Source organism: Rhizobium sp. CG4, from assembly GCF_023701965.1.
Lineage (GTDB): Bacteria > Pseudomonadota > Alphaproteobacteria > Rhizobiales > Rhizobiaceae > Agrobacterium.
The window spans coordinates 951,272-972,297 of record NZ_JABAEG010000002.1 but is presented as its reverse complement, the minus strand read 5'-3'; the positions used below and the strand labels follow the sequence as shown (position 1 = coordinate 972,297).

Annotated in this window: 16 protein-coding genes and 2 tRNA genes; 9 read left to right on the top strand and 9 right to left on the bottom strand. The window is 56.1% G+C overall.

Annotated elements, in window-relative coordinates; all coding sequences use genetic code 11:
• The first annotated feature begins 34 nt into the window (after window positions 1-34).
• Window positions 35-3,499, top strand: a complete 3,465-nt coding sequence (gene smc, locus HGO37_RS09840) for a chromosome segregation protein SMC (RefSeq protein WP_250983152.1) — start codon at window positions 35-37, stop codon at window positions 3,497-3,499.
• Here the strand turns inward: smc and HGO37_RS09835 are convergent, their stop codons facing one another.
• The gene (locus HGO37_RS09835) at window positions 3,500-4,477 is read right to left on the bottom strand and encodes a VOC family protein (protein WP_250983151.1); all 978 of its coding nucleotides are present in this window, start codon (window positions 4,475-4,477) and stop codon (window positions 3,500-3,502) included.
• 229 nt (window positions 4,478-4,706) lie between these two features.
• On the opposite strand from HGO37_RS09835, the gene ppdK reads away from it, so the two are divergent.
• Window positions 4,707-7,382: a pyruvate, phosphate dikinase gene (gene ppdK, locus HGO37_RS09830; RefSeq protein WP_250983150.1), complete on the top strand. Its 2,676-nt coding sequence runs from the start codon at window positions 4,707-4,709 to the stop codon at window positions 7,380-7,382.
• 12 nt (window positions 7,383-7,394) lie between these two features.
• Here ppdK and HGO37_RS09825 read toward each other — a convergent pair whose 3' ends face one another.
• Window positions 7,395-7,667: a hypothetical protein gene (locus HGO37_RS09825; protein WP_250983149.1), complete on the bottom strand. Its 273-nt coding sequence runs from the start codon at window positions 7,665-7,667 to the stop codon at window positions 7,395-7,397.
• Window positions 7,668-7,911: 244 nt separating this feature from the next.
• Here HGO37_RS09825 and HGO37_RS09820 point away from each other — a divergent pair, with 244 nt between their 5' ends.
• Window positions 7,912-8,820, top strand: coding sequence for a DUF1499 domain-containing protein (locus HGO37_RS09820; RefSeq protein WP_250983148.1), 909 nt, complete (start codon window positions 7,912-7,914; stop codon window positions 8,818-8,820).
• A gap of 10 nt (window positions 8,821-8,830) precedes the next feature.
• Here HGO37_RS09820 and HGO37_RS09815 read toward each other — a convergent pair whose 3' ends face one another.
• Both HGO37_RS09815 and HGO37_RS09810 read right to left on the bottom strand, forming a co-directional pair.
• Entirely contained in the window at window positions 8,831-9,739 is a 909-nt protein-coding gene (locus tag HGO37_RS09815) for an MBL fold metallo-hydrolase (RefSeq protein ID WP_250983147.1), read from the bottom strand.
• A 17-nt stretch (window positions 9,740-9,756) separates the two neighbouring features.
• Entirely contained in the window at window positions 9,757-10,053 is a 297-nt protein-coding gene (locus HGO37_RS09810; RefSeq protein WP_250983146.1) for a cupin domain-containing protein, read from the bottom strand.
• A 173-nt stretch (window positions 10,054-10,226) separates the two neighbouring features.
• On the opposite strand from HGO37_RS09810, the gene HGO37_RS09805 reads away from it, so the two are divergent.
• Window positions 10,227-10,301: transfer RNA gene (locus HGO37_RS09805), tRNA-Gln, on the top strand.
• 111 nt (window positions 10,302-10,412) lie between these two features.
• Here the strand turns inward: HGO37_RS09805 and HGO37_RS09800 are convergent.
• On the bottom strand, window positions 10,413-10,817 hold the full coding sequence (locus HGO37_RS09800) for a hypothetical protein (RefSeq protein ID WP_250983145.1): 405 nt from the start codon (window positions 10,815-10,817) through the stop codon (window positions 10,413-10,415).
• A 265-nt stretch (window positions 10,818-11,082) separates the two neighbouring features.
• On the opposite strand from HGO37_RS09800, the gene HGO37_RS09795 reads away from it, so the two are divergent.
• Window positions 11,083-11,159, top strand: a tRNA-Pro gene (locus HGO37_RS09795).
• A 310-nt stretch (window positions 11,160-11,469) separates the two neighbouring features.
• Window positions 11,470-13,200: a flagellin N-terminal helical domain-containing protein gene (locus HGO37_RS09790; RefSeq protein ID WP_250983144.1), complete on the top strand. Its 1,731-nt coding sequence runs from the start codon at window positions 11,470-11,472 to the stop codon at window positions 13,198-13,200.
• Between the two features lie 35 nt (window positions 13,201-13,235).
• Here the strand turns inward: HGO37_RS09790 and HGO37_RS09785 are convergent, their stop codons facing one another.
• Complete coding sequence (locus HGO37_RS09785) at window positions 13,236-14,054, bottom strand: alpha/beta fold hydrolase (protein ID WP_250983143.1); 819 nt, start codon at window positions 14,052-14,054, stop codon at window positions 13,236-13,238.
• Between the two features lie 287 nt (window positions 14,055-14,341).
• Between HGO37_RS09785 and HGO37_RS09780 the strand changes: the two genes are divergently transcribed.
• The gene (locus tag HGO37_RS09780) at window positions 14,342-15,391 is read left to right on the top strand and encodes a LacI family DNA-binding transcriptional regulator (protein WP_250983142.1); all 1,050 of its coding nucleotides are present in this window, start codon (window positions 14,342-14,344) and stop codon (window positions 15,389-15,391) included.
• 266 nt (window positions 15,392-15,657) lie between these two features.
• On the opposite strand, the gene cysN is transcribed toward HGO37_RS09780, so the two are convergent.
• The 3 genes from cysN to HGO37_RS09765 are packed head-to-tail and all read right to left on the bottom strand — an operon-like array spanning window position 15,658 to window position 18,892.
• A complete protein-coding gene (gene cysN, locus HGO37_RS09775) occupies window positions 15,658-17,133 on the bottom strand; it encodes a sulfate adenylyltransferase subunit CysN (RefSeq protein WP_250983141.1) in 1,476 nt (491 codons plus the stop codon).
• A gap of 1 nt (window position 17,134) precedes the next feature.
• Window positions 17,135-18,085 (bottom strand): sulfate adenylyltransferase subunit CysD, encoded by a 951-nt coding sequence (cysD, locus tag HGO37_RS09770; protein ID WP_250983140.1) that lies wholly within the window; start codon window positions 18,083-18,085, stop codon window positions 17,135-17,137.
• Between the two features lie 36 nt (window positions 18,086-18,121).
• Window positions 18,122-18,892: a phosphoadenylyl-sulfate reductase gene (locus tag HGO37_RS09765; protein WP_502941405.1), complete on the bottom strand. Its 771-nt coding sequence runs from the start codon at window positions 18,890-18,892 to the stop codon at window positions 18,122-18,124.
• A gap of 226 nt (window positions 18,893-19,118) precedes the next feature.
• On the opposite strand from HGO37_RS09765, the gene HGO37_RS09760 reads away from it, so the two are divergent.
• Window positions 19,119-19,559, top strand: coding sequence for an RrF2 family transcriptional regulator (locus HGO37_RS09760; RefSeq protein ID WP_250983139.1), 441 nt, complete (start codon window positions 19,119-19,121; stop codon window positions 19,557-19,559).
• A gap of 263 nt (window positions 19,560-19,822) precedes the next feature.
• Window positions 19,823-20,848 (top strand): sulfate ABC transporter substrate-binding protein, encoded by a 1,026-nt coding sequence (locus HGO37_RS09755; protein ID WP_250983138.1) that lies wholly within the window; start codon window positions 19,823-19,825, stop codon window positions 20,846-20,848.
• Window positions 20,849-21,026 lie beyond the last annotated feature (178 nt).

The window sequence follows — 21,026 nt, the reverse complement described above, 5'->3', positions numbered from 1 at the left end:
TTTATTGCTTATGCGCTGCCGGGGATAACGATCAATGAAGTTCAACAAGCTACGCCTTGTCGGCTTCAAGTCGTTTGTCGAACCATCCGAGTTCATCATCGAGCCGGGACTGACTGGTGTTGTCGGTCCGAACGGCTGCGGAAAATCCAACCTTGTTGAAGCGCTACGCTGGGTGATGGGGGAAAACTCCTACAAGAACATGCGCGCCTCCGGAATGGATGACGTCATCTTTTCAGGCTCTGGAAATCGTCCGGCCCGCAACACCGCCGAAGTTGGCCTTTATCTCGACAACGCTGATCGTACCGCACCCGCGGCGTTTAATGACGCAGATGAAATTCAGGTGACGCGGCGCATTGAGCGCGAAAATGGCTCGGTCTATCGCATCAATGGCAAGGAAGCCCGCGCCAAGGATGTACAACTGCTGTTTGCCGATGCATCAACCGGTGCCCGCTCGCCATCGATGGTCGGGCAGGGGCGCATTGGCGAGTTGATCAACGCCAAACCGCAGGCCCGCCGTCAGTTGCTGGAAGAGGCAGCCGGCATTTCGGGTCTGCATTCCAGACGTCATGAGGCGGAACTGCGCCTGCGCGCTGCGGAAACCAATCTTGAACGTTTGGAAGATGTAACGGCGCAGCTGGAAAGCCAGATTGAGAGCCTGAAACGTCAGGCCCGTCAGGCAAACCGGTTCAAGAGCCTGTCTGCCGATATTCGTGCCCGCGAGGCCATGTTGCTGCACATCCGTTGGGTGGAAGCCAAGCAGGCGGAAGGCGAGGCCGAAAGCGCACTCAATCAGGCCACTGTTCTGGTTGCTGAAAAAGCCCAGAAGCAAATGGAGGCGGCCAAGGAACAAGGCATTGCCAGCCTGAAGCTGCCGGAATTACGCGAGAATGAAGCGCGTGCCGCAGCCGCCTTGCAGCGCCTGCAGATTGCCCGAACCCAGCTTGATGAGGAAGCAGGCCGCCTGCTCAGACGTCGCGATGAACTGACCAGACGCTTGGCACAACTGGGAGAAGACATCGCCCGCGAAGAGCGGCTGGTTGCCGACAATGCCCAGATCCTGACACGGCTGGATGCCGAAGAGGCCGAGCTGGTCGAGACACTGGCCGATAGCGGGCGTTATGCCGAGGAAACGCGCGAAGCCTTTGAGGCTGCCGCAGCAAAGCTCAGCGAAAGCGAAAATGCCGCAACGGCACTGACGGCCCAGCGCGCGGAAGCGGCTGCTGCCCGTACCCAGCTTGAACGCGCCATTCGTGATCTCGCCGATCGCAAGATGCGCTTGGAAAAACAGGCGCAGGACGCGTCGTCCGAACTGGATGCCATCTCCGAAAAACTGTCTTTACTGCCGGACCCCGCTGAAAAGCGCTCGGTGGTCGAGGCTGCGGAAGATGCGGTCAGTGACGCGCAGATTGCGGTTGAAGATGCCGAAACGGCACTGACGGAAGCGCGCAGTGGTGAGGCCATGGCGCGTGCCCCGGTGGATGCCGCGCGGGCGCGGGTAAACGGCCTTGAAACCGAAGCCCGTACCATTTCACGCATGCTGGCGGCCGGCGCAAGTTCTGGTACATTCACGCCGATCGCTGAAGAATTGACGGTTGGCAAGGGTTTTGAGGTAGCTCTTGGCGCTGCCCTTGGCGATGATCTTGAAAGCTCACTTGATCCGGCAGCTCCGACCTATTGGAGCGTCAGCGGTGACGCGAGTGCTGATCCTGCGCTGCCAACCGGACTTGCCTCTCTGGCCGAACATGTGAAAGGCCCGGTGGCACTGTCGCGTGCGCTCAAGCAAATCGGCATTGTCGCGAACATTGAAGACGCCTTTCGCTTGATGCCGAAGCTGCAAACCGGCCAACGGCTTGTGACGCGTGAAGGTGCAGTGTTCCGTTGGGACGGCCATGTCACCGGTGCAGATGCTCCGGGAACGGCCGCCCTGCGGCTTGCGCAGAAAAACCGTCTAGCTGAGCTGGAAGGCGAGATGGAAGAAGCGCGTTTTGCGCTCTCAGAAGCAGAAGAACAGCTTGCGGCGACGGCGGATGAAATTCGCCTTGCCGATATTCGCCTGAATGAAGCGCGCGAAATGAGCCGCCTTGCCGTGCGGCATCTGGCGGAATCACGTGACGCGCTGTCCAGTGCAGAGCGCGCCTCCGGTGACCTGATGCGTCGTCGCGATATCGTCAGCGAAGCCCTCAACCAGATACGGTCGCAGATCGAAGAGGTTGTCATTCAGGAAGAAAATGCGCGTATCGAAATGGATGATGCGCCTGATCTGACGCAGATCGATACCCGTTTGCGCGAAGTCCAGATGGAGGTTGCTACCGATCGTGGCCTGCTTGCCGAAGCCCGCGCCCGTCACGAAGGTCTGAACAGGGAAGCCGAAGCCCGTCAGCGCCGTATCAACGCCATCGCGCAGGAGCGCAGTACCTGGCAGGCACGTGTTGCCAGCGCTTCCGATCATATTTCGACCTTGCGTGAACGTGAGGAAGAAGCCCGCGAAGAAATGCTCGATCTCGAGGTCGCGCCAGAAGAGTTCGATGAAAAACGCCGAGCGCTTTTGACGGAACTTCAAAAGACTGAAGAGGCCCGCCGTCTGGCCGCTGACCAGCTGGTGCATGCGGAAAATCTGCAACGTGAAGCAGACCGCACGGCTGCAACGGCACTGTCAGAACTGGCGGAGGCCCGCGAGCGTCGCGGTAGAACCGAAGAACGTCTGGTATCTGCGCGCGAAAGACGCCAGGAAACCGAACATCGCATCCAAGAGACGCTCAATGTCGGTCCACATCAGGCCTACCGCCTGACGGGCCTTGCCGCTGATGCAGCGCTGCCTGATTTGCGCGAAGTGGAGCGTGAACTTGATCGCCTCAAGATAGAACGCGAAAGACTAGGCGCGGTTAACCTGCGTGCCGACGAAGAACAAGCAGAGCTTTCGGAAAAATTGACCGCTCTGGTCAAGGAACGCGATGACATTATCGATGCCATCAAGAAACTGCGCGCCGGTATCCAGAGCCTGAACCGCGAAGGACGCGAGCGTTTGATCGCTGCCTTTGACGTGGTCAATGGCCAATTCCAGCGGCTGTTCACGCACCTGTTCGGCGGTGGCACTGCGGAACTGCAATTGATTGAATCGGAAGACCCGCTGGAAGCCGGTTTGGAAATTCTTGCCCGCCCACCCGGCAAAAAGCCGCAGACGATGACGCTTTTGTCCGGTGGCGAGCAGGCATTGACGGCAATGGCGCTGATCTTTGCTGTGTTCCTGACCAACCCGGCACCCATTTGTGTGTTGGACGAGGTGGACGCACCGCTGGATGACCACAACGTCGAGCGTTACTGCAACCTTATGGATGAAATGGTGGCGTCAACCGCAACGCGGTTCGTCATCATCACCCATAACCCGATCACCATGGCCCGCATGAACAGGTTGTTCGGTGTGACCATGGCAGAGCAGGGTGTGTCGCAGCTCGTGTCTGTCGATCTTCAGGCCGCAGAGCGGCTTGTCGAGGTTGCGTGATCAGGCTTTTTGCAGTCTAAGGCCGGTTCCCCAGGGATCGACAGCTTCAACATCGCCATTCTCAAGCTGGGAAACCTTGTAACCTGCCGCCTCAAGACGATCCCGCTGCTGCTTGATGTCTGCCGCGTCGGTGATCTTCAGCGAGAACCAGGCAAGCCCGGTCTGCTTGTCATCGCGCAATTCGGCGCCCCGGCTGTTCCAGGTGTTGATAGCGACATGGTGATGATACCGCCCGGAAGACAGGAAGGCAGCGTCCTCACGGTTGCCGCGTGTCGAGGCGAGGCCCACTGCATTTTCATAAAACGCACGTCCCTTAGCGATATCGCCGACCCGCAAATGCATGTGCCCGATACGCAGATTATCCGGCGCGATCGTATAGTCGTCCTTTGTTGTATCGGTCAGCGCGACGATGTCGTCGATATCAAGTTCCTTGGTGCCCATCGTCACCACATCGCCATCCCACTGCCAGCTGTCCTTCTGACGGTCACTGTAGACTTCGATGCCGTTGCCTTCGGGGTCGTTCAGATAGACGGCTTCACTGACATTGTGGTCGGCAAAACCGGTAACCGGTGCCTGCATTCTTGCGACATGCACAAGCCAGCGGGCAAGATCCTTGCGGGTGGGCATCAGGTAGGCGATGTGGAATAGGCCCGCAGCACTCTGGCTCTCAAATTCCGCCTGCGGCAGGTGAATGAGATGCAGCAGTGGTATGCCACCGGCACCAACAATGACGGTGTTGCCGTTGCGCGCAATCTCGGTGAAGCCCATCACCTGCCGGTAATAGGCAAGCATGTTATCAAGGTTTTTTACCCGGATTGCGGCCTCGCGGACATGCATTGGCGTGGTCAGAGCAAACGGCAGGGCATCGGTGGAAAGGGTCAGGTTGGTCATGCCTTCGGCTTTGACAGCACCGGCCAGGGCAGCGCTGGCAGATGTCACGCCAGCAAGTTTCAGAATATGTCTGCGAGAATGGTTCATGGAAAAAATCCGGGAGTGAGATTGATTTCCCTTACGCCGCGTTTTGTGCTCTTGCATCTCACGAATGCGTCAACCGTTTACGGAAAATTCGTGATCCTGAGAGGCAAAGCATGCAATCGCCTCATTTCTGTTGCACTGCGCCGAAGCAGTTATACGGTATCGATTTTAAATAGCCGGATGATGCTATAAAGATTTGAAAAACAAGACCGCTTCTGGGTGGAGAGCGTTGATGAAAAAATGGGTCTACACCTTTGGCAACGGGGCAGCCGAAGGCAGGGCGAGTGACGTCGAGATCCTTGGCGGCAAAGGGGCGAATCTTGCCGAAATGGCAAGTCTTGGTCTGCCTGTGCCACCTGGCCTGACCATCATCAGCGAAGCATGTGGCTGGTACCACGTCAACGGCCGCGATCTGCCTGACGATCTGAAACAACAAGTCATGACAGGTATTGCCGACATGGAGGCCATGTCGGGTCGTAAATTCGGCTGCGGTTCGCAACCCTTGCTGCTTTCAGTTCGGTCCGGCGCAAAAGTCTCGATGCCCGGCATGATGGACACTGTCCTCAATCTCGGCCTCAATGATCAAACCGTGGAGGCGCTGGGCCACGATGCTGGCGACGCACGTTTTGCCTGGGACAGCTATCGCCGCTTTATCCAGATGTATGCCGATGTGGTCATGGGCCTCGACCACGAGGTTTTCGAGGAGGTGCTGGAAGATGAAAAGGCACGCCTCGGTTATGAATATGACACCGAGCTTTCCGCCGTCGAATGGCAGCACATCGTCACGCTCTACAAACAGATCATTGAAGATGAACTGGACGAGGTATTCCCGCAGAACACTGAAGTGCAGTTATGGGGCGCCATCAAGGCTGTTTTTGCCAGCTGGATGAACCCGCGTGCCGTCACCTACCGACAGCTTCACAACATTCCGGCAGCTTGGGGAACCGCGGTCAACGTCCAGGCGATGGTGTTCGGCAACCTTGGCTCTACCTCGGCAACCGGCGTTGCTTTCACGCGCAATCCATCAACCGGAGAAAAAGCCCTTTACGGCGAGTTTCTGGTCAATGCGCAGGGCGAAGATGTCGTGTCCGGCATTCGCACACCGCAATCAATTACCGAAGAAGGCCGTATTGCATCCGGCTCGGACAAGCCGTCCATGGAAAAACTGATGCCGGAAGCGTTCGAAGAATTCGCCGGCATCTGCGGCGACCTCGAGCGGCATTACTGCGATTTGCAGGACATGGAGTTTACCATTGAGCGTGGCAAGCTTTGGATGCTGCAGACCCGCGCCGGCAAACGGACAACACGCGCAGCGCTCAAAATTGCGGTCGATATGGTGGATGAAGGGCTGATCTCCCGTCATGAAGCAGTATCCCGCATTGAGCCCTCGTCGTTGGACCAGCTTTTACACCCGACGATTGACCCGCGCTCGCAGCGTCCTGTCATCGGCTCCGGTCTACCTGCCTCCCCTGGAGCTGCCACCGGTGAAATCGTCTTTACCGCAGAGGCAGCCGTTGCTGCGGATGCGGAAGGTCGCAGCGTCATTCTCGTGCGTATGGAAACCAGTCCTGAAGATATTCACGGCATGCATGCCGCAGGTGGTATCCTGACGACACGCGGCGGCATGACCAGCCACGCGGCCGTTGTTGCACGCGGTATGGGGATTCCCTGTGTTTCCGGTGCCGGTTCCATGCGTGTTGATTTGCGCAACAACACGCTGGTCGGGCTGGGCTGTGTGCTCAAAAAGGGTGACATCATCACCATTGACGGTTCCTCCGGGCAGGTATTGCGCGGTGAGGTGCCGATGGTACAGCCTGAGTTGTCGGGTGATTTTGCCCGCCTGATGTCCTGGGCGGATGAAGCACGCCGCATGACCGTTCGTACCAATGCCGATACGCCGCAGGATGCACGTGCTGCCCGCGCCTTCGGTGCCGAGGGCATTGGCCTTTGTCGTACCGAGCACATGTTCTTTGAGGAAGACCGCATTCATTCCATGCGGGAAATGATCCTCGCCGACAGTGAAGAGGGCAGGCGGGTCGCACTTGACCGGCTGTTGCCCATGCAGCGGTCCGACTTCACCGAAATCTTTAAGATCATGCATGGCCTACCGGTGACCATCCGCCTGCTGGACCCGCCCTTGCATGAGTTCCTGCCGAAGACCGATGGCGAAATCGTTGAGGTTGCGGCGGCCATGGGTATGCCGCAAACCGTATTCCGTCAGCGGCTGGATGCTTTGCACGAATTTAACCCGATGCTCGGCCATCGCGGGTGCCGCCTTGCCATTTCCTATCCTGAGATCGCCGAGATGCAGGCCCGGGCGATTTTTGAGGCAGCGGTTGCCGCCGCCAAGGAAACTGGCGCGCCTGTGGTGCCGGAAATCATGGTGCCACTGGTTGGCTTGCGCTCAGAACTTGATTACGTGCGTGCCTGCATCGACCGCGTTGCTGCCTGCGTGGCCGAAGAAACCGGTGTGAAGATCGATTATCTCACCGGCACGATGATCGAATTGCCGCGTGCTGCCTTGCGCGCCCACATCATTGCCGAAGCGGCCGAGTTTTTCTCGTTCGGTACCAATGACTTGACGCAGACGACCTTCGGTATTTCGCGTGACGATGCAGCGCGGTTCATCACGACCTATCAACGCAAGGGTATCATTGAGCGTGATCCGTTCATTTCGCTCGATTTTGACGGGGTTGGTGAGTTGATCCGCATAGCCGCTGAGCGCGGCAGGCAGACCAAAAGCGACCTCAAGCTCGGCATCTGTGGCGAGCATGGTGGCGACCCGGCATCGATCCATTTCTGCGAAGATGCGGGTCTGGATTATGTGTCCTGTTCACCGTTCCGTGTGCCGATTGCACGGCTGGCCGCGGCGCAGGCTACTATAGCGGCGAGGGCATTGTCCGGCTGACTGGCGTTTCCCTTAAGAGGATTTCTGCACGATCACCCGACGTTCAATAACCACCGGCTGGCGGAAGAACATGTCGTTCTGCCGTTGTTGCCAGCTGCGTGCTTCTGCACGGCGGTCCAGATCGATATCGAGCAGGCATCGGGCCATGGCATCTGTTCCAACCTTGAAACCATAACCGCGGCAGGTCGCCTCGTCGGCAGCACGCCGCTCTTCCGGTGTCATCGTTTGGCAGGACGCCAACGTCACTGCCGCGCAAAACAAGCCGATGAGAGAGAAAATACGCATCTGAACACCTCCAATGCCGAATGGCCGTGATGCACATTTTCTACAACGAATAGAATGGCATCTGGTTCGACTGATACGCCCGTTTGATCGCTTTCGGAAGAATTTCTTTTGTCGTCACGTTTGCCGCAAGGCGAATCCGGTCTATTTACTGGCAGATGGTGATTCTTGGGCCATTGGTCTAACCATCCGTCGCCGGATGGTAGGCTTCATATAACGACTGAAAAATATCCGGGTGGCTGTTTCCATGGCTGTGCGCTTCGTTCGACCTGTTTCCCGTGCTGCCGCTGCCTCGCGTTATTTCGGCCTTGTCGCACTGTGCCTATTTGTATTTGCCGTGCCGCTGTTTCGGTTCGGGCCACTCACCATGCCAGACTTTGTCAGCCTCGTGCTGATTTCGGCAGGCCTGGCGCTTGTCGCAGTACTTCTGGCATTTTTTGGTCTTTATCGGCTGTGGATGACAGGGGCAAAGGGCGGTCGATCTGCCTTCAAAGCCATCCTGCTATCAGCTCTGCCTTTGGGCGTCGCGATTTGGGCAGGTTTTCTCTATTGGCAAAACCCTGTTCTTTACGATGTCTCGACCGATACCACTGATATCCCTGAATGGATCGAGGTGCCCACGGCCAACCAGCAATGGTTTACTCGTCCGCCAATCACAGCCGAAACGAGGGCGGAACAGGCTGAAGCCTATCCCGGTTTGACCGGGCGGCGTTATGAAGGCGCGGTGGACCGTATCTATCAGGCGGCACGTAAAGTCGCGACGGCGCAAGGCATCCGTATCACCGAGACACGCGGGCTTGCAGGCGCCATTCCTGACCAGCCGGAAGCGTTACCCGCGCCGGAAGAAAACCCATCGGGTGAGACCTTGAATGACGAGCCACCGGCAAATGTGCCGGTACCGCTGTCGAGACCGGCGGATGCACCGCGACCAATGTTTGGGACGGGCGGCGATGTGCTGGTGCAGGGCGCGACACGCTCCTTCATCCTCGGTGCGCGTTTTGATGTCCTGTTGCGGCTGCGGGAAGAAACGGAAACGACGCTGGTCGATATTCGCGTTGCCTCACGTTTCGGGCCGCATGATCTCGGGACAAGCGCCAGTCTGGCGGAAGCCTATTTGCTGGCGTTGGATGCTGAGATGCTCGGCATAGGGGACTGATCCCTTAGCCTTACGTCGGGAAATAATGCCCTGACAACGATGGCGGGCCATCGGTTTGAACGCGCCCCTTTTCAAGCAGGTCTTCCAGATGCGCCAGAACCGAAAGTGCTGCAGCGCCGTGCAGACGCGGATCGGTGCTTTGGTAGATAACCTTGACCATGTCGGGTATCCTGCGGTCGCCAGCTTTTATCCGCTCCAGAACGGCCCGTTCGCGCATACGGCGATGGGTCCTCAATCCGCGCATAAAAGAGGAGGGGTCTTTCACCGGGCCGCCATGACCGGGCAGGAACAGCCTGTCGTCTCGCTCCAGCAGCTTTTCCAGTGAAGCCATATAGTCGCTCATCGCGCCATCCGGTGGTGCCACAATGGTGGTTGCCCATGCCATGACATGGTCGGCGGAAAATACGATGCCGGTACCGTCAAGCGCGAAGGACGCATGGTTTGCGGTATGGCCGGGTGTGTGCAGCGCCGTCAACGTCCAGCCATCACCTGCTATGCTCTCATTGTCGCCAATGGCGATATCCGGCGCGAAGGCGTAGTCGGAGCTTTCTGAAAACGGGTTGCGTTCATCGGCATGCAGCGGACGTGCGGACCGGTGTGGACCTTCAGCCACGACGATGGCACCGGTGGCATCTTTCAACCGGGCAGCAAGCGGCGAGTGATCGCGATGTGTATGGCTGACAAAAATATGGCTGACTTCCCGACCTTTCAGGGCGTCCATCAGAGCTTGGAAATGCGCGTCATCTTCCGGGCCGGGATCAATGACGGCCACTGAGCGGTTACCAACGATGTAACTGTTGGTGCCGTGAAAGGTGAACGGCGAAGGGTTGTTGACGGTAATCCGCTGGACATGATCGCTGACCGGAACGGCTGTACCATAGGCGGGCAGAAATTCGCGGCTGAATTCCGGGTCTGACATCTGTCTGGCTAACGCCCTTATTTGTATTCGATTTCGATAAATGACATCGGCTCGTCACCGGCATTGACGACATTGTGCGAAACGCCTGCCTCCCGCCGGTAAGGCATGCCGCGCGGTGTGTCGACACGTCGACTGCCATTTTCATCCTCGATCAGGAAATGGCAATCGGTCATCGGCACAACAACGTAACCAAGCCCATGGGTATGGTGGCCGGTATCGGCACCGGGCTCAAAGTCCCAACGGATGATCCGCACGACATCGTCATCAAGCAGTGTGGTTGGCGTGGCTGGGGGACGTGCGCTGTATTTGCTCATGTGCACTTTCAAGCAAAATGATCGGCAATATCGGTTGCTTTATGAACTACCATGAAGATGGTCCGGTCCTAACAAGAAATATTGCAGTTCTGCAAACTTAATGATTGCCGCTGCCCTTATGCTTTGCTAATCAGGCGCCACTCGAATAGCAGCGCTTCGCCCTGCTGTTTTGTTGGGGCGTCGCCAAGCGGTAAGGCACCGGTTTTTGGTACCGGCATTCCCAGGTTCGAATCCTGGCGCCCCAGCCACATTTTTCCAAGATGATTTTGAGTTTGAAGTCTGCTGATCAATCGGTCTGGCAGCGTCAATAACATTACGGCCCCGATGTTACTGCGGGGCCGTATTGGTCGTTGGATATATCACTCAGCAGTCAGGAATTCTGCGCAGTAGCTTGGTCCGTTCACGCCCGGGCGGTCGGCAACCGGGCGGATCGAGCGGATTGAGTAATCTTCTGAAGCTGTGATCTGCACTGTACAAGACAGGTAGAGCGTGCGGGCTGGTGCTGTCTGCTTGCCGCGCTTGCCGTCCTTGGTCTGCTCAAATTGCGCAGGAACGCGTGTGTTCTTGTATCCGCCGCGCCATGTGTAAAGTGTTTCGCTGCCAGATGCCGTGTCGCTGATCGGCGGGCCGTACTTTGCGAAAAATACGCCTGCGGACTGTCCCTTCCAGCGGCTTTCGATTGGGTTAGTTGCTGGCAGTGACGTTGTGGTGCAGGCGGTGAGGGCAACAGCCAGCCCTGCCAGCATTACGCTGCGAAATCGCATGGTCGAGATCCTTTTGAATTTTGTCCGGCTGATTGCCGTTTATGTGCGTCGCCTATCAGATTTGTTGCGTCGAATGGAGTGTTTTGCGAGTGCTAATGTGCGATTTATTGACGGAATTGCTTTTTTGTAACGTTTGCATCAGGCTGAAAATTGCGGATGCGCAAGCCCAAACGAAATGAGCAAAGAACCATCATAAAATTTACACAAAAGCTGCGTTGTCCGCTTGTGGAACTTTTTAGGCTGGTCTATAGAGTGCCGCAGGTAACGGAGTGTAGCGCAGTCTGGTAGCGCATCTGGTTTGGGACCAGAGGGTCGGGAGTTCGAATCTCTCCACTCCGACCATATTATCCCATAAATCAAATATTTTGACCTGCGACTTCAGTGGGTTAGCTTGTTCTATGTCGCCTCTGCGCACAGTTTGCAAACGCGCTTTTTGCTCTCCCCAGATTATAACTCATGGCTTGATGCCCGACTGGTGTCGGTCGGGTCGCGCTCTTCTTCATCATTGTCGTTGATGTCGCCAATAGCGCAAAAATTATCACCATTTTAACCTCTTGGCGCCTTGGTTAACGAGTTGTTAACCATGATCGGTTGTATTGCATACAACCTCTCATAGCTCATGACGAGCATCTCACAATTTCCATGAGCTATTATGACCAGCATTCTTACGAACGTTGGAGCGATGTCTGCACTCCAGACGTTGCGCGCCATCGATTCCAGTCTTCGGCAAGCACAGAACGAGACCTCTTCAGGGCTGCGTATTTCGTCTGCGTCGGACAATGCTGCCTACTGGTCGATTGCGACCACCATGCGATCGGACAACATGGCGCTGTCTGCCGTCAGCGATGCTCTGGGTCTTGGCGCTGCGAAGGTTGATACGGCCTATGCTGGAACCAGTTCGGTTGTTGATGTGCTCAAACAGTTCAAGGCCCGTCTGGTGGCTGCGAAGGAGGAGGGCCTAGACCGCTCCAAGATCCAGGAAGAGCTGACGCAGTTGAATGCGCAGGCCGAGAGCATTGTGTCGTCTTCAAGCTTCAGCGGTGCTAACTGGCTGAACACCGACGCGACAACCCATCTGATGGAAACGGACAGCCTGACATCCTCAGTGGTTTCCACTTTTGTCAGATCAAGCGACGGTTCGGTTGCCGTCAAGACGACAGAGGTCGATCTGAAAAGCATCAGTATGCTTAATGCCGGCGGCGGCGGCATTCTGCAGAAAGATCTCGGCGGCGTGAGCGACATGGGCGGTTTTGCCAATGCCAACATGAATGCCTCTGCCCATAACGGCCATGAAACCCACGAATTTACAGGACCTGCCACGTTTGATGTCGGCGACTTCATCGAGTTCTCGGTGTTGATCGATGCGTTCGACACCGACGCCGGTGTAACGGTCAACAATTTGAGAATAGACAAGAGCGTGATTGATAACGCCCTTGGTACGACCACCGGCACGATCAACAATGCCTACGACATGACACGTGTGTTGCAGCAGGTGTTCGATGATAACAGCGTTCCCTTGTGGGCTGTAAGGCCGTCGACTTATACGTCCTTCGGTAACTCTGCCACCCGCTTCGAAATTGGTTCGCTTGAGACTTCGGGGCATAATGGTTCCAGCGTGGACATCGTCGGGGTAAGCTCAAGTTTTGCGGTGGGACATCCAGCAGGTTTTGCGCTGGGGCTCGAGGATGCGCCGTCCAACAATCATGACAACATGTTCCCCAAGGGCACTCTAAGCTTCACCGAAGGGTTCACGGTTTCGGCAACTGCTGAAATCCGCTTTGACGTTGAGGTCAATGGCGGTGGCGTGCAGACAATGCTCATCAACAAGGCAGTCGTTGATGCGGCCCTTGGCACAACAGATGGATATATTGGCGACCGCCACGAACTGGCGACTGTGCTTGCCTATGTGACGGCAGGTACCGGCGTCACGGTCATATCCAATGATCTGGAATATCCAGGCGTTGTCGTCTTCATGGCAGATCCGGCGATGTATCCCGAAGCCGGAAACCGGGCAGCAAGGTTCAACGTTTCAAACGTGCGCACCAACCTGCCATTCTCGCTGGATTTTGACCTCGCCGAGATCGATGTCACCTCCACCCGTTTCAAGATCGATAAATACATTGAGGGTGTCGAGCACATGCTGCGCGAGGCGATTAACAGCGCCGCGGCACTTGGAGCGCTTTCCATGCGTATCGACATGCAGAGCGAATTCGCTAACCGGCTTTCCCAGTCTATCAGTCAGGGCGTCGGCCGGCTTGTCGATGCCGACATGAACGAAGTCTCGACGCGCCTCAAAGCGCTCCAGACACAACAGCAGCTGGCAATCCAGGCGCTGTCGATTGCCAACTCCAACTCCGAAAATATCGCGCAACTGTTCCTCTGATCAACCGGCAAACTGAGATCTTGGAGGCCAAACCGTCATGCCATTCGATGACGCTTGAGGAAGTCCGTGACAGCTTGCCGAAACAGCGGGTGGGATGGAGCGTTGCCGTGAGTGGCGCCATCAATTTCCACATGCTCGATTTGCGGGATGCGGCTCTTGAGTTCCCGCATGGCTTCCGCCTGCCAGTCCAGTGAACCGATAATGCCGAGAACCGGTAGCGACGTCCGTTCGATACTCGCCTTCATCTCCTCAAGGGTCACGGTATGGTCAGGCATCGAGCGTTTGATGGCCGAAAGCGACAGTGCATCCTTGCCCGCGAGCCTCTGGCGCGAAATCTCAATAACCTCCTCTGGGCCGGGTTTGGGCGAACCAGTCCACATGCGCAATATGTGCTTTGTCATTGCACCATTGGCCAGTTCATCCGCCTCGTCAGAGATAGCCTGAAGTTCTGCGGCCGTAAAATTCCAGCGTCCGACCCCGCCGCCGAGTGTCAGGCTTGCCATGCGCTCGGGCGCGATAGTCAGTGTTTGAGCGGCGATATGCGCACCAAGCGAATAGGCTAGAATATGCGCGCGTTCCAGCTTCAGATGATCCATCAGGCGCAACACATCCAGCGCCATTTCCCGGCCGTAGTCTTCGCGGCGGTGCAGGCTTTGGCTGTTGCCATGGCCGCGATTATCGAGTGCGATGACGCGAAACTGGCTCGGCAACGCGTCTAAAACGCCATCTTTGCCCCACTGGGTAGCGGTGCTGGAGGTGTAGCCATGGGCCAGAATAACCGGTTCGCCTTCTCCAGCTTCACCAAAAGCAAGGCGGGCATTGCCGGATTGAAAAAAATGATCTGTGGTCATCATGTGCGTGTTCATTTCCGTAAAATTGTTTGCGAATACTCTACGATATTTTGAAGGGACGAAAACGAGTTTCCATCACTTGCGAGCAATACAGTGTTTGGGTTGGTTTATGATGATTTAATACTGTACCCCCATTTATGGGGGTGTGGCACATAATGCGTTTTCTTTTAAATATTATGAACAGAAGCGATTCAAGTTCCGGCCGATAATATTCCATCTACAACGTTGCAGTTAGAAGATGCGGTTGAAATAGGGTAATTACACCGGGATCGTTCTCCAGAGGTGCATGATTGACATTACGCAACAAACGCACGGCGCGTGAAAAGATTACCTTGCAGCACGTCGCAGAAAAAGCAGGTGTCAGTGCAATAACCGTTTCAAGAGCATTGCGGGAGCCGGACAAGGTTTCCGAGACATTGCGTGAGATGATTCTGCAAATTGTAGCGGAGATGGGTTACGTTCCCGATCTTGCAGCGCGGGCCCTTGCGCGTGGCAGCAGTGGTTTCATTGGCGTGCTTGTTCCATCCCTGTCACATGCTGCCGTACTAAGTGTGGTGCGTGGTATCGAGGAGCGGGTGAGGGGCAGTGATTACAGCATCCAATATGCCAATACCCATTATGATCTGGCCGAAGAAATTGCCAAGATCCGCCTGTTTGCCGCGCAGCGTCCGGCAGGTATCATTCTGGCCGGGGTGGAAGATCACGGCAGTATGGAAGCGCTCATGCGTGAGGCCGCATGCCCCATCGTGCAAACTGTTGATGTCAGTTTTCCATTGTCGGAATTTGCGGTGGCGATTGACCACCGAAGCGCGGCACGAGCCGCAACACGGCACATGCTGACGCAGGGCTATCGTCGTTTCGCACTGATCGGTGGCGGCAATGATTTCCGGGTCCGACAGCGCCAGATGGGCTATTGCGAGGCGATGCGCGATGCTGGCCTATACGACGAAAAACTGGTGATCTGGGAGGATACGCCGCCAAGCCCAAGGCTGGGCTCTCGCCTTGCGCGCGCTTTCATTGAGGCCGTGCCAGACGCTGATGGTGTATTATGTCACAGCGATGATGTGGCGCTGGGTGTTATTTTTGAGGCTCAACGTCTCGGCATCCGTATCCCCGAGGATTTCGGAATCTGTGGTTTTAACGATCTGGATTTTGCGAGCGTTACTGAACCGCCGCTGACGACGGTGCGTATTCCGCGTTTCGAGATGGGTTACCGCGCTGCCGACATGCTGCTGACGCTGGCGGCTGGAAAGAAGGTTGAAGAGAAGATCGTCAGCCTCGACTATCAGTTTGTCGAGCGGCAAACCACGCGGCGACTGCGCAGCCCTGTATCAATCTGAAATAAGTCTCTGAACTGCTTTGGAACCTTTTCCATCGCCTTGTCGTTATTTATTCGAACAAGCAAGGAGGTAGAAACATGTTACGAGCAATGCTTCTGTGGGCGATGGGCGTACCGTTTGTTGTTGTGCTTTTGATCTGGATGTTCTTCCTGCACTAGTAGGAATACTTGAAGATCTCCAAACCAAATGCGGTATGCCGTAACAGGCAAAAATCAAAAAGCCACCTTCCGAGGAAGGTGGCTTTTGTATTGGCTGAACGCGGAACCTCAGCTCAGATCATTGATGATCCGGTTGGCTGTGGTTGCATTCGTCCGGCGAACATCAATGTCATCACGGCGGTCCGCAAACAGCTCGCTCGACAGCAACTTTTCAGCCAGATCTGCAGGCAGTGATAGGATCACCCGTTCATTGCTACCCAATGCGCTAACATCGCTGCGCTTGGACACGATCATGCCACCCGCAACCGTGTTGTTGGTGTCCGGGTCGATCAGGATGAACGAGCCGGTCGCACGGTTCAGTTCATAGGGATCAAAGATCGCTGTCTCATCAAAGGCCAGATGCACCTTGCCGATGGCATTCATCGCCAGTGCGGTCGAATGCTCTTGCCATTTGCCGTTCTTGAGGTCGAGTTGTGAGACCGGCTCAACTGTTACACGTTGGCGGCGACTGCCGCTTTTCAGCCAGTAACGTTTATTGGGTTCAATGCCACCGGGTTGCAAGGCAACCAGTTGCGCATCAAAGGCAAGCCCGGCATGCGGCTGGCCGTCAATTGAGCTGATGACGTCACCACGGGAAATGTCGACCTGCCGGTCAAGCACCAGTGTCACTGCATCACCAGCCACGGCGGCGTTGCGCACCAGATCGAACGTCACGATCTGCTTGACGTTGGCAACCGTACCGGACGGCAGAATGACGACGGAATCGCCCGGCTTGACTGAGCCACCGGCAATCGTGCCCTGATAACCACGGAAGCTTTCGCCCGGACGCGATACGCGCTGGACCGGCATACGGAAACCAACAGTTTGCGAGGAACGGACAGTTGCCAGTTCCAGTGTTTCGACCAAAGTCGGGCCATCATACCATGGCATGGCGGCATGACCGCTCAGCACCACGTTTTCGCCCTTCAGCGCAGACATAGGAATGGCGGTAATCTGTTTCACACCCAGCGACAGCGCAAATTCGCGGAAGTCATGGGCAATAAGCTCAAAGCCGGCCTTATCGTAATTGGTCAGGTCGATCTTGTTGATCGCCAATACAAACTGCTTGATGCCCATCAGGGCAGCAATCGTCGCGTGACGACGGGTTTGCTCAAGGATGCCGACGCGGGCGTCGATCAGCAGAATGGCAAGGTCGGCGGTCGAAGCGCCGGTTGCCATGTTGCGCGTATACTGCTCGTGGCCGGGCGTGTCTGCGACGATGAAGGCGCGTTTTTCGGTCGAGAAATAACGATAGGCGACATCGATAGTGATGCCTTGTTCGCGCTCGGCTTGAAGGCCATCCAGCAACAATGCAAAGTCCGGCAGACCAAGGTCGTTCTGCTTGCCGCTGTCACGACGTAGCGTTGCAGCCTGATCTTCCTTCACAGCCTTGGTGTCCCATAGCAGGCGGCCGATCAGGGTCGATTTTCCGTCATCCACGCTGCCGCAGGTAATCAGGCGCAAAGGGCGCGTGTCACGCACTGCCTTGACCGGTTCTGCAAACGGCAGAATTGTTGCGGAGGTGGTTTCGTTATGGGAGGCCATATCAGAAATATCCTTCGCGTTTCTTCTTTTCCATGGAGCCGGACTGGTCACGGTCAATGGCGCGGCCTTGCCGTTCGGAAACGGTCGCAATTTCCAGCTCGTCGATAACTTCTGTCAGCGTCGTCGCTGTGGAGCGGATGGCGCCGGTCAGCGGGAAGCAGCCGAGCGTGCGGAAGCGGATCATGCCTTCCTGCTTCACTTCGCCGGGCAGCAGTTCCAGACGCTCATCTTCCGCCAGGATCATCATGCCATCGCGCTCAACATAGGGGCGCTTCTTGGCGTAATAGAGTGGCACCAGCGGAATGTTTTCCGCCTGAATGTAACGCCAGATATCGACTTCCGTCCAGTTGGACAGCGGGAAGGCGCGTACGCTTTCGCCACGCTTGATCATGCCGTTATAGATGTTCCACAGTTCCGGGCGCTGGTTGCGCGGGTCCCAGCGATGATCCGGCGTGCGGAACGAGTAGATACGTTCCTTTGCGCGGCTTGCTTCTTCGTCGCGGCGTGCGCCACCGAATGCAGCATCGAATTTGCCGGCATCCAGCGCCTGCTTCAGCGCTTCGGTTTTCATGATGTCGGTGTAAAGCGAACCATGGGTAAACGGCGAAATCTTCTCTGCATCACCACGCGGGTTGGTGTGGGAAATCAGGTCCAGATCATATTCCTTGACCATGCGGTCACGGAACTCGATCATTTCCTTGAACTTCCAACCGGTGTTGACGTGCAACAACGGAAACGGCACGCGGCCAGGGAAAAATGCCTTGCGCGCCAGATGCAGCAGGACGGACGAGTCCTTGCCGATGGAATACAGCATCACAGGATTTTCGAACTCGGCTGCAACTTCACGGAAAATGTGAATGGCTTCGTTTTCAAGGGCTTTCAGGTGGGGATCAAGAGGCGGCTTGGGTGCAAGCGGGCTTTTGCTTTCCGTTTCCGGAAGGGCACTGGACATGTAAAAACTCCGGGATTTCTGAATTCTGAGAAAAGGTTACTGCTGGGATGATGAGGGGAGGAGAGAGGCTTGAGGTGCTTCCGCAACATGGAGGCCGCACTCGCGCTTTTCGTCGTTTTCCCACCACCAGCGTCCGGCGCGCTCAGGCTCACCGGGCTTGATGGCGCGTGTACACGGTTCGCAGCCGATCGAGGGATAACCACGTCCGTGCAACGGGTTCACAGGAATGCTCTCCTTCGTCACATGGGCGTGGATCGCATCAATGTCCCAGTCTGCAAGGGCGTTGATTTTGATGAGGTTTCTGTCCGCATCATATTCGGCAAAGGGCGTGGACGCCCGGTTGCCGGACTGACCACGGCGCAGGCCGGTAATCCAGAAAGAAGCACCTTCCAGCGCTCTGGCCAGCGGCTTCAGCTTTCTGACATGACAGCAGGCATGGCGGGCTTCAACGCTCTCGTAAAAGCCGTTCAGGCCATACTTGGCGGCATAGGCGTCGATGTCGTCCTGTTCGGGATAAAAGCGACGGATGGCGATATCGTAGCGTTCTTCGGTTTCCGAAATCAGCGTAACGGTTTCGGCAAACAGACGGCCGGTTTCAAGCGTTGCCACTTCGATTGGCAGCCGGTGGGTGCCGATGGCAGCGGTGATAACCTGGTCTTCAATGCCAAGGCTGGTGGTAAACACCGCACGACCGCCAAGCCCTGCCACAAGCGATAGCCTCCCGGCTAAATCCAGTGAGGCAAGGGCTTCATCCAACGACATAATGTCGAGAGGTTTATCGGTCTGCAAAGGCTTAGGCATCGTCATCATCGGCATCCATCTGCGATTTTGGCGATTATCGGTCTTCAGGTCGCTCTTTGTAAGAAATGTGAGTCTTTGGCCTTTGCTTTAGGGAGCAAATATCTCTCACACATGCCAATTCTTAAGCAAAACGTGCCCACGCGTTGGAAGGGCAGTCATCGGTTTGAATTCTTTCGGAAATTGCGCTAATGCGGGGGAACATTTGTTTGCGTGGCGTGTTTTTGGTTTTGTTATGATTTCCCAGAAGGCGAAATATGCGTTGAGGGCGCTGGCCGCATTGGCACAAAGCGATGACGCATGTCCTGTGCAGATTTCCGATATAGCCAAGAAACGAGCCATTCCGAAAAAGTTTCTGGAGCAAATACTTCTTGAGCTGAAACGCGAAGGTTACGTCGAAAGCCGGCGTGGCAAGCAGGGTGGTTATCTTCTGCTGCGCCCAGCCAACGATATTACTTTTGGCGAAATCCTACGTCTGATCGATGGTCCCGTTGCGCCGCTGCCCTGTCTGTCGCAGACGGCGTACCGGCAATGTGAGGACTGTGATGGCGAAAGCCAGTGCGAAATTCGCCACGTATTTGCCCGCGTTGCCGACAGCACCCGCAACATCCTGTTCAACACCACCATCGAGGATTCGGTCAGCGGTGTGATGGTTCCGGAGTTGCTCAAGGCCTGACGCTCGACGCGATTTGTCGGGGAACAATATTCCGCCTGAATGAATTATCCTGCCTGTAGTGCCCCGTTTTTGCATAAAAACGTGAATTCGTTTTGCCTGTGTGTTTAAGTTCAAAGGGCCATATTGCGCAATTTTGCCGTTGTGCACTGTGTTTATTGCCCGCCGGAAAGCCGGGGGGAAACACTTTTGCAATCACAATTCCTGCGATTGACCAAGACGACTGAACCAGTAGAGTTAAGAGGCATCCAATAGGAGGAAAACCTATGTCAAAGCTTCTCTCCGGCTTGAGCGTTCTGGCTCTGAGCCTTTCACTGACGGTTGGCTCGTTTAGCGCCGCCTCGGCCGATACTAAACTGTTGAACGTTTCCTACGACCCGACCCGTGAGCTTTACAAGGATTTCAACGACGCCTTCGCCAAGAAGTGGAAGGCTGATACGGGTGAAGACATTACTATTCAGCAGTCGCATGGCGGCTCCGGCAAACAGGCCCGTTCGGTTATCGATGGTCTTGAAGCCGATGTAGTTACGCTCGCCCTGCAGAGCGACATTGATGCCATCGTGAAGAATGGTGGCAAGATCAACGCCGACTGGCGCACACGCCTGCCGCACAATTCATCTCCTTATACATCGACAATCGTTTTCTTGGTCCGCAAGGGCAACCCAAAGGGCATCCATAACTGGGGTGACCTCGTAAAGGGCGATATCCAGATCGTAACGCCAAACCCGAAGACCTCAGGTGGTGCACGCTGGAACTATCTTGCCGCCTGGGCATGGGCCAATGAAGAGTACAAGGGCGACCAGGACAAGATCAAAGCCTATGTGGCTGAACTTTACAAACGCGCTCCGGTGCTGGACACGGGCGCCCGTGGTTCAACGGTAACTTTCGCACAGCGTCAGATCGGTGACGTGCTGCTGGCTTGGGAGAACGAAGCCTATCTCGCCGGTGAGGAATTCGGCAAGGACGCTTTCGATATCGTTGTGCCGCCAATCTCCATTCTCGCAGAGCCACCAGTCGCTGTGGTTGACAAGAACGTTGATGCCAAGGGTACCCGCAAGGTCGCAGAAGCTTACCTGCAGTATCTTTATTCTGACGAAGGTCAGAACATTGCTGCCAAGCACTTCTACCGTCCATCCAACCCGTCTGTCGTCGCACCTGACCTGTTGAAGCAGCTGCCAGACATCAAGCTGGTCACCATCGACGACCCGCTGTTTGGCGGATGGGCCAAGGCGCAGCCGGAACATTTTGGTGACGGCGGCATCTTCGACCAGATTTACAAGCCCGGCAAGTAAGCGGATGATGTGAACATTCTGGATTGGCAGCAAACCATTCCAGACCGGATAAAATATCGACCGGCCACAAGCCGGTCGATGGCGCGTAAAGTGCCGGCGTGGATTTTGCCTGACAGCGTGTCCTGACGCCTGGTGCCTGAACAACAGCTGAGAGTGGCGGGATCAGTCCAGTTTTCCC

Excerpts from the sequence above, each read along its gene's own strand:
- smc (WP_250983152.1), top strand. The coding sequence starts at position 35 with ATGAAGTTCAACAAGCTACGCCTTGTCGGCTTCAAGTCGTTTGTCGAA.
- HGO37_RS09835 (WP_250983151.1), bottom strand. The coding sequence starts at position 4,477 with ATGAACCATTCTCGCAGACATATTCTGAAACTTGCTGGCGTGACATCT.
- ppdK (WP_250983150.1), top strand. The coding sequence starts at position 4,707 with ATGAAAAAATGGGTCTACACCTTTGGCAACGGGGCAGCCGAAGGCAGG.
- HGO37_RS09825 (WP_250983149.1), bottom strand. The coding sequence starts at position 7,667 with ATGCGTATTTTCTCTCTCATCGGCTTGTTTTGCGCGGCAGTGACGTTG.
- HGO37_RS09820 (WP_250983148.1), top strand. The coding sequence starts at position 7,912 with ATGGCTGTGCGCTTCGTTCGACCTGTTTCCCGTGCTGCCGCTGCCTCG.
- HGO37_RS09815 (WP_250983147.1), bottom strand. The coding sequence starts at position 9,739 with ATGTCAGACCCGGAATTCAGCCGCGAATTTCTGCCCGCCTATGGTACA.
- HGO37_RS09810 (WP_250983146.1), bottom strand. The coding sequence starts at position 10,053 with ATGAGCAAATACAGCGCACGTCCCCCAGCCACGCCAACCACACTGCTT.
- HGO37_RS09800 (WP_250983145.1), bottom strand. The coding sequence starts at position 10,817 with ATGCGATTTCGCAGCGTAATGCTGGCAGGGCTGGCTGTTGCCCTCACC.
- HGO37_RS09790 (WP_250983144.1), top strand. The coding sequence starts at position 11,470 with ATGACCAGCATTCTTACGAACGTTGGAGCGATGTCTGCACTCCAGACG.
- HGO37_RS09785 (WP_250983143.1), bottom strand. The coding sequence starts at position 14,054 with ATGATGACCACAGATCATTTTTTTCAATCCGGCAATGCCCGCCTTGCT.
- cysN (WP_250983141.1), bottom strand. The coding sequence starts at position 17,133 with ATGGCCTCCCATAACGAAACCACCTCCGCAACAATTCTGCCGTTTGCA.
- cysD (WP_250983140.1), bottom strand. The coding sequence starts at position 18,085 with ATGTCCAGTGCCCTTCCGGAAACGGAAAGCAAAAGCCCGCTTGCACCC.
- HGO37_RS09765 (WP_502941405.1), bottom strand. The coding sequence starts at position 18,892 with ATGACGATGCCTAAGCCTTTGCAGACCGATAAACCTCTCGACATTATG.
- HGO37_RS09760 (WP_250983139.1), top strand. The coding sequence starts at position 19,119 with ATGATTTCCCAGAAGGCGAAATATGCGTTGAGGGCGCTGGCCGCATTG.
- HGO37_RS09755 (WP_250983138.1), top strand. The coding sequence starts at position 19,823 with ATGTCAAAGCTTCTCTCCGGCTTGAGCGTTCTGGCTCTGAGCCTTTCA.